The 5,221-nt window shown below is 53.6% G+C and carries 8 protein-coding genes; 6 read left to right on the top strand and 2 right to left on the bottom strand.

The features are described from left to right. A partial coding sequence (locus AC0KVN_RS27375; protein WP_483656789.1) for a DUF6118 family protein occupies positions 1-640 on the top strand: 640 nt, incomplete at its 5' end. Between the two features lie 116 nt (positions 641-756). Here AC0KVN_RS27375 and AC0KVN_RS27370 read toward each other — a convergent pair. Beyond that, the gene (locus tag AC0KVN_RS27370) at positions 757-1,170 is read right to left on the bottom strand and encodes a BLUF domain-containing protein (protein ID WP_072895767.1); all 414 of its coding nucleotides are present in this window, start codon (positions 1,168-1,170) and stop codon (positions 757-759) included. Between the two features lie 212 nt (positions 1,171-1,382). Between AC0KVN_RS27370 and AC0KVN_RS27365 the strand changes: the two genes are divergently transcribed. The 5 genes from AC0KVN_RS27365 to AC0KVN_RS27345 all read left to right on the top strand — a co-directional run bounded on the left by AC0KVN_RS27365 (position 1,383) and on the right by AC0KVN_RS27345 (position 4,804). Continuing rightward, complete coding sequence (locus AC0KVN_RS27365) at positions 1,383-1,895, top strand: hypothetical protein (RefSeq protein WP_435568823.1); 513 nt, start codon at positions 1,383-1,385, stop codon at positions 1,893-1,895. A 142-nt stretch (positions 1,896-2,037) separates the two neighbouring features. Then, positions 2,038-2,397, top strand: coding sequence for an STAS/SEC14 domain-containing protein (locus AC0KVN_RS27360; RefSeq protein WP_313334061.1), 360 nt, complete (start codon positions 2,038-2,040; stop codon positions 2,395-2,397). Between the two features lie 177 nt (positions 2,398-2,574). Next, entirely contained in the window at positions 2,575-3,057 is a 483-nt protein-coding gene (locus tag AC0KVN_RS27355; protein ID WP_483656786.1) for a pyridoxamine 5'-phosphate oxidase family protein, read from the top strand. 140 nt (positions 3,058-3,197) lie between these two features. Continuing rightward, complete coding sequence (locus AC0KVN_RS27350) at positions 3,198-3,644, top strand: ferritin-like domain-containing protein (RefSeq protein ID WP_048939613.1); 447 nt, start codon at positions 3,198-3,200, stop codon at positions 3,642-3,644. A 662-nt stretch (positions 3,645-4,306) separates the two neighbouring features. Then, positions 4,307-4,804 carry a hypothetical protein gene (locus AC0KVN_RS27345; RefSeq protein ID WP_435568821.1) on the top strand — a complete coding sequence of 166 codons (498 nt, stop codon included), beginning with the start codon at positions 4,307-4,309 and terminating at the stop codon, positions 4,802-4,804. 3 nt (positions 4,805-4,807) lie between these two features. Here the strand turns inward: AC0KVN_RS27345 and AC0KVN_RS27340 are convergent. Beyond that, the coding region (locus tag AC0KVN_RS27340; protein WP_483656783.1) for a hypothetical protein at positions 4,808-5,221 on the bottom strand (414 nt) is incomplete at its 5' end.

Below are 5,221 nucleotides of genomic sequence, written 5' to 3'. Positions count from 1 at the left end.
ACTATGCAGCCAGAGAGACCCTCGATATGGTTGCATGACTCAATTCAAAATGCCTCCGGGAAAGCCGGGGTGGTTCAAACTGAGCCTCCTGCGTCACGCGCTTGAAGGCCTTACAGCTGCGAGGGAGAAGATCCCCGATTACAGCGCGACATTGGCGCAAATCAACAAATCGCTCGGCGTGCATGCGCATAAGCTCGACATGATCCAGAGCCGTCCGGCGATGGAGATGACGCCTGAAGCGCTGGTGGAGCGGATCATCGCATCTGCGCAAATAGCAAGGGCGGAAGACAGAACGATGCTGCATGAAGCGCAAGACGGGTTTTCTCGGAAGGCCTCGCAAATAGACCGGATCATAGCGCGCGGACGCGGAGCGGCCGAGCAGGAGATTCAAGTAATATTATTCTGCCTGGGCGGGTTCCTGTCCGGCATTCTACTTTGGACGACCCTCCCCGGCGCCGTCGCTCGATCCTTGCCAGAAAGCTGGCATGTGCCTGAAAGGATGGCTGCCCGCATGATGGGCATGAAGCAGATCGATGCCGGACGTCGAATGATTGTTACGGCACCGGAGCGAATCGATGAGAATGTTGTAAATGCTATTGGAGATAATGCTTCAGGAATCGCTCATCCTGCCACGGACTGATTGGCGAGACACAATATCAGACATCATGAACAGCCACCCCCTTGCTCCGGTGAGAAGCGCTGCTGTCGTCTACAGGCACAATGTCCCGGTCTTGCATGCTGGATGCTGACATCCGGTCAGTTCGCAGCATGCGTCTTCGCAAAACCCGTAAAATATGCGCGCAACGTAGGGTCTGAGATAGGGGCAACCAAGGCGTTGACCTGCTCTTCCAACGAACCGCTAACCGAACCGGCGGCATCTACAACCTGCTCGAAACCCATTGCCCACGACCCAAACGCCCTTGACCCGACCTCCTTGTCGTGGAGTTTAACAAGAGCAAAATGACGGGGATCATGCCTTATTCGCTCATATGTCGCGGCAATAGCTTCGTCGGCACCTTCAAGCACTTGAAGGAAGCGGCGTCCGCCTACAATCAGCAGGCCGGTGATCCCGACACGGGAATTTGCCTCGCGCGCTTTGAGCAGAAGGTCGTCAAGCTCGGACGCATGCAAGATGGAACGGGCCGTGCTGATGTAGAGTAGGCGCTTCATATCATCTCCAATTTCGAGACGCCTCCTACACCCAGGAAAGCGAAGAGAGGATTAACGAAGCGTTTAATCTATGTTGGTTTCTAAAGGTTTTTCGTAACTTAACTGTCCGTTTAACGGGCTGCATAGCTTGGTGCTCTACCTGATTGCGAAGTCGCGTCATCGCGCGCCACTTTATCCTGTGAACGCCGGTGGATAGTTCACGGGAGAGAAGAATGGAGGGCAAGAAAATGGACAAAGACCGTTTCGGCTACCTCGCCATATGGTCCAGCGTGCTTACCCTGCTTGCTGGTTGTGACGGTTCCGTAACAAATCAGAGCGAACAGGTCTCGGGCAGGGCGAGCGTCAGCAACACCGTTTCTAATGTTGCGGGGGCCAAGAAGGAGAGTGCACCGTATGCCCGGCCGGAAGAAGCGGCCAACGCAGGAGCAGCCGATGTTCCCGGCTCCGAAATGAGATATTGTCGGTTCGAGGTTGAAGGCAAGGTTCACGTCAACGAAAAATGCGAAGTCTATCCAATGGGAGACGGCGGTTACACTCTGAACGCGTGGAGCTCGGGCAAGCCCGAAAACTCACATTTTGCCGTTGTCATAGTCGACGGTGAAGGGAAGGGAGACGCCAGCTGGAATGCGGATCCCGACGACGACAAGGCTATGGATTCTCTTGGAACCGTAACGTTCGAAGAAGGTTGCTGGGTCAATAAACGCACAAGAATTTGTGCGAGGTGATTGCAAGCCCGCGATATTCGCAAGTGGTATGGAAAATTCTGCGACGTTGAGATCGCCGACGGTTCAAGGCTTTCACTAAAATATTACGGAACATCTTTGAAAGCTGCATAATGCCGATCGCGACGTGTTTAGGAGAATGGGAGTGGATGCGGTCTTCGCAATTCATGCAGATATTCAGCACAATTTGATGCGCGTGGAGATGTCGGGATTTTTCGATGAGGCAGACGTTCATCGCTTTTCGGCTAGGTATCGCGAAATGCTGCTGAAGCTCAGAGCACCTGGGCATCTGACTTTGGTAGATATCAGAAACATGAAAATTCAGCCTCAGGCGGTCGTGGAAGCGTTTTCCTCTCTACTTGCGTCGGCGGATGTGCGCTCGCGACGCCTTGCTTTCGTTTGTAATTCTACCCTGGCTCGCCTTCAGGCGCAGCGATTGACCGATCGCGAGGGCGTCAAATTCTTTGATAATGAGGCCGACGCGGAAACTTGGATCCTAGAGTGAAAAGCTTGGCCTGAAATCCCGCGTTTACGCTCGTTTCGTCCAGGCGGTTGCGCGAGCGTAGGAAGTTTGGGTCATCGGGAACGATTTACGATCTCGGTTTAGGCCCAGATCTACATCCCGCGCGGCGCAACTTAGCCACTTTCCTAGCGTTGAAGGGAGCGAAAGAAGGAGAGTAGCATGCCAGTCGATACGCACAAACTGAAACAGCATATGTGGGACAAGCTCGAGAAAGGGCCATTTCTCATGGTAGGTTTGGCGGATGGTCGAAGCCATTCGGAGCCTCTAACCGCGCAATTGGACAAAGATCAGGTCGACACAATCTGGTTCTTCATCGGCAAGAACAATCGTTTGGCAACCGGCGGGCCAGCGATGGCGCAATTTGTCTCCAAGGGACAAGATTTCTTTGCGTGCCTGTCTGGCAATGTCACCGTCGATAATGATCCGGCCATGATCGACAAGCTCTGGTCTAAAATCGTCGAGGCATGGTTTCCGGGAGGCAAAAATGATCCCAACCTCGCGCTCCTTCGCTTCGACATCGATGACGCGGAATTGTGGGAAACGGACATGTCGCTCAGCGGGAAACTGAAAATGCTTTTTGGCGGCACGATCGAGGGTAGCGAGGAGGGGAGCCACGCAGTGGTTCCAAATACCGTCGTCTAACGCCGTTGACGTGTCAGCACAGTGGCGAACCAAAATTTCCATTCGCCACGATCCAGCTGCAACTGATCGAATTGGCGCAACGACTAGCAGGATCGGGTCGTCGATCGGACAGTTGTAAGGCTTCTAACAAGGAGAGCATCATGAGCACTGAGAAAACCGTTTCGACGCTGAACAGCCTTATTCAGGTTACCCTGGACAGCATGAAGGGCTATCAGGATGCGGCGAAGGATGCGGAAAGCACGCAGTTCGCTACCATGTTCGCCGAGTTCGCGCGCGACCGCAGTGCCGCCGCCACTGAACTGCAGGCCGAGGTGCGTCGCCTCGGCGGCGATCCGGAGAGCGATAGCAGCTTCCTGGCGGCGGCTCACCGCACATTCATGGATTTGAAGCAGGCTATCACAGGTAAGGATGACAAGGCGATCATCCAGGAAGTCGAGCGAGGCGAAGACCACATCAAAGCCAAGTATGAAGATGCCTTGGGGCACGCCGATCTTGATCCGGCGTCGCGTCAGGTCGTCGAGCGCGCTTTTCATTCCGTGCGTGAAGGGCACGATAAGATGAGCCAGCTCAAGCACAGCCTGGCCTGAAATATCGATAAGGGGCCGTCCCTCACGTTCGGCCCCTTATCCAAACACGCATAGATTTCACGCCGCAATGTTCAAATTATAAGAAAATCCGATTTCAGTAATAGCCGGTCTCATAGTATATTTTTGCATGGCTGATACATCGCTAAAAAATTGTATACTATTTTGTACTGGGGGTATCCGTGGGGGTATCCTTCATGGATATTTTTATAAAATCGTTGTTTTTCAAAGTGTTAAACGTCGTTCTAAGTAGATGCCGGGCCCACCAATCTGTCCACAGAAGTCCCATACCGTCCATAGCCGTCCCTGACACCCTAGCGTTTCCAGGGTCCTTTGGACTACATGGGACAGGTCTGGACGGCCCAGCGATTCAATTTGTTGGCACCGTTGTTGGCACCAAAGTATCACTCGTGTGCCGATGCCAACAAACTGACGATTCCTACCATTGAATCAAGTGCTTGAACTGATTCGCCTTTTCCCGCTTCGTTCGAGTCCCAGCAGTTGCGGGTTCGAGTCCCATAGCCGAACCCAAATTAACTGACGGCCCTACAATCCTACCATCAGTTGGATGAACGATATTCCACGAATAGTTGAATATGCTTCTGACGGTGAGGTAGAATCAGATCACACCACAGACGCGGGCATGACCCGCCAAGGAAAGGAAAGTGAGCAAGTCCACCGAGTGGAAAGGCGACGGTCAACCTCCCGTAGGTACGCTCTGCCATTGCCCAGACTTGAGACGCGACGTCGTAATCCTCCATTGGGAGGACAACGGCCACGGTGCGCCCGTCGCGGCAGTCAAAGCCGCCGACAACAGCGAACTGGTTTGGCATTCCGAGTTCACCCCGATCGGGCGTTTGATCTCAACCAACGATCAAAATCGTGAGAGTGTGATCGACGACATCGCCACCATGATTGGTCGGGGGACGTTTATCGAGGACGCCACGGGAATATACGATGCTGGTTTCCGCAAACTCGGCCCGTGTGTGGCTGAGCATCAGGTTTCGCGGCTGGTTTCACAGAACGCGGCCTTGATCGAGTTGCTGCGCCGTGTCGACGACGAAATGGACAGCAACATGTCCATATCCGAAGTGTTCTACATCCGTAACATAATCGAAGACGGTATTGCGGCTGCGGCAGAGATCGGGAGATCACAGTCCTGAAGGCTATGTCTTCTCGGCTACGGACGAACTCGCTGCGGCGCTTTCGTCCGGTTCGATCAAATTATCTGGAAGGCCCGTCTGTTCCAAAGATGCGCGGACATTGATCTGTGCACGGCGAGAATCGACTGCTAGCCGCTCGATAGATTCCGTATCGCGTTTCAGATCATCGACGCCGGACACTTCGTGTCGAAGATTCCTCAAAATCTCATCGTGGAAATATTTTACCCAGTGGTATGCGTACCCATCGCCCCATTTATCAAATCCTTCTTTAGCATCAGGTACTATCTCCACCACTACCGCGGCTAGGGCTCCAACATTAACGAGCCCTTCTTTGTCGCTTAGAGGCTGTGTCAGAACGCTGACGTAACGGTGGACGGCCGAGTTTCGATATGATTCCGAGGGGTTGCGACACCAACC

The organism is Sphingobium sp. SG1 (genome assembly GCF_057063145.1).
This window is presented reverse-complemented; position numbering and strand designations above follow the sequence as displayed.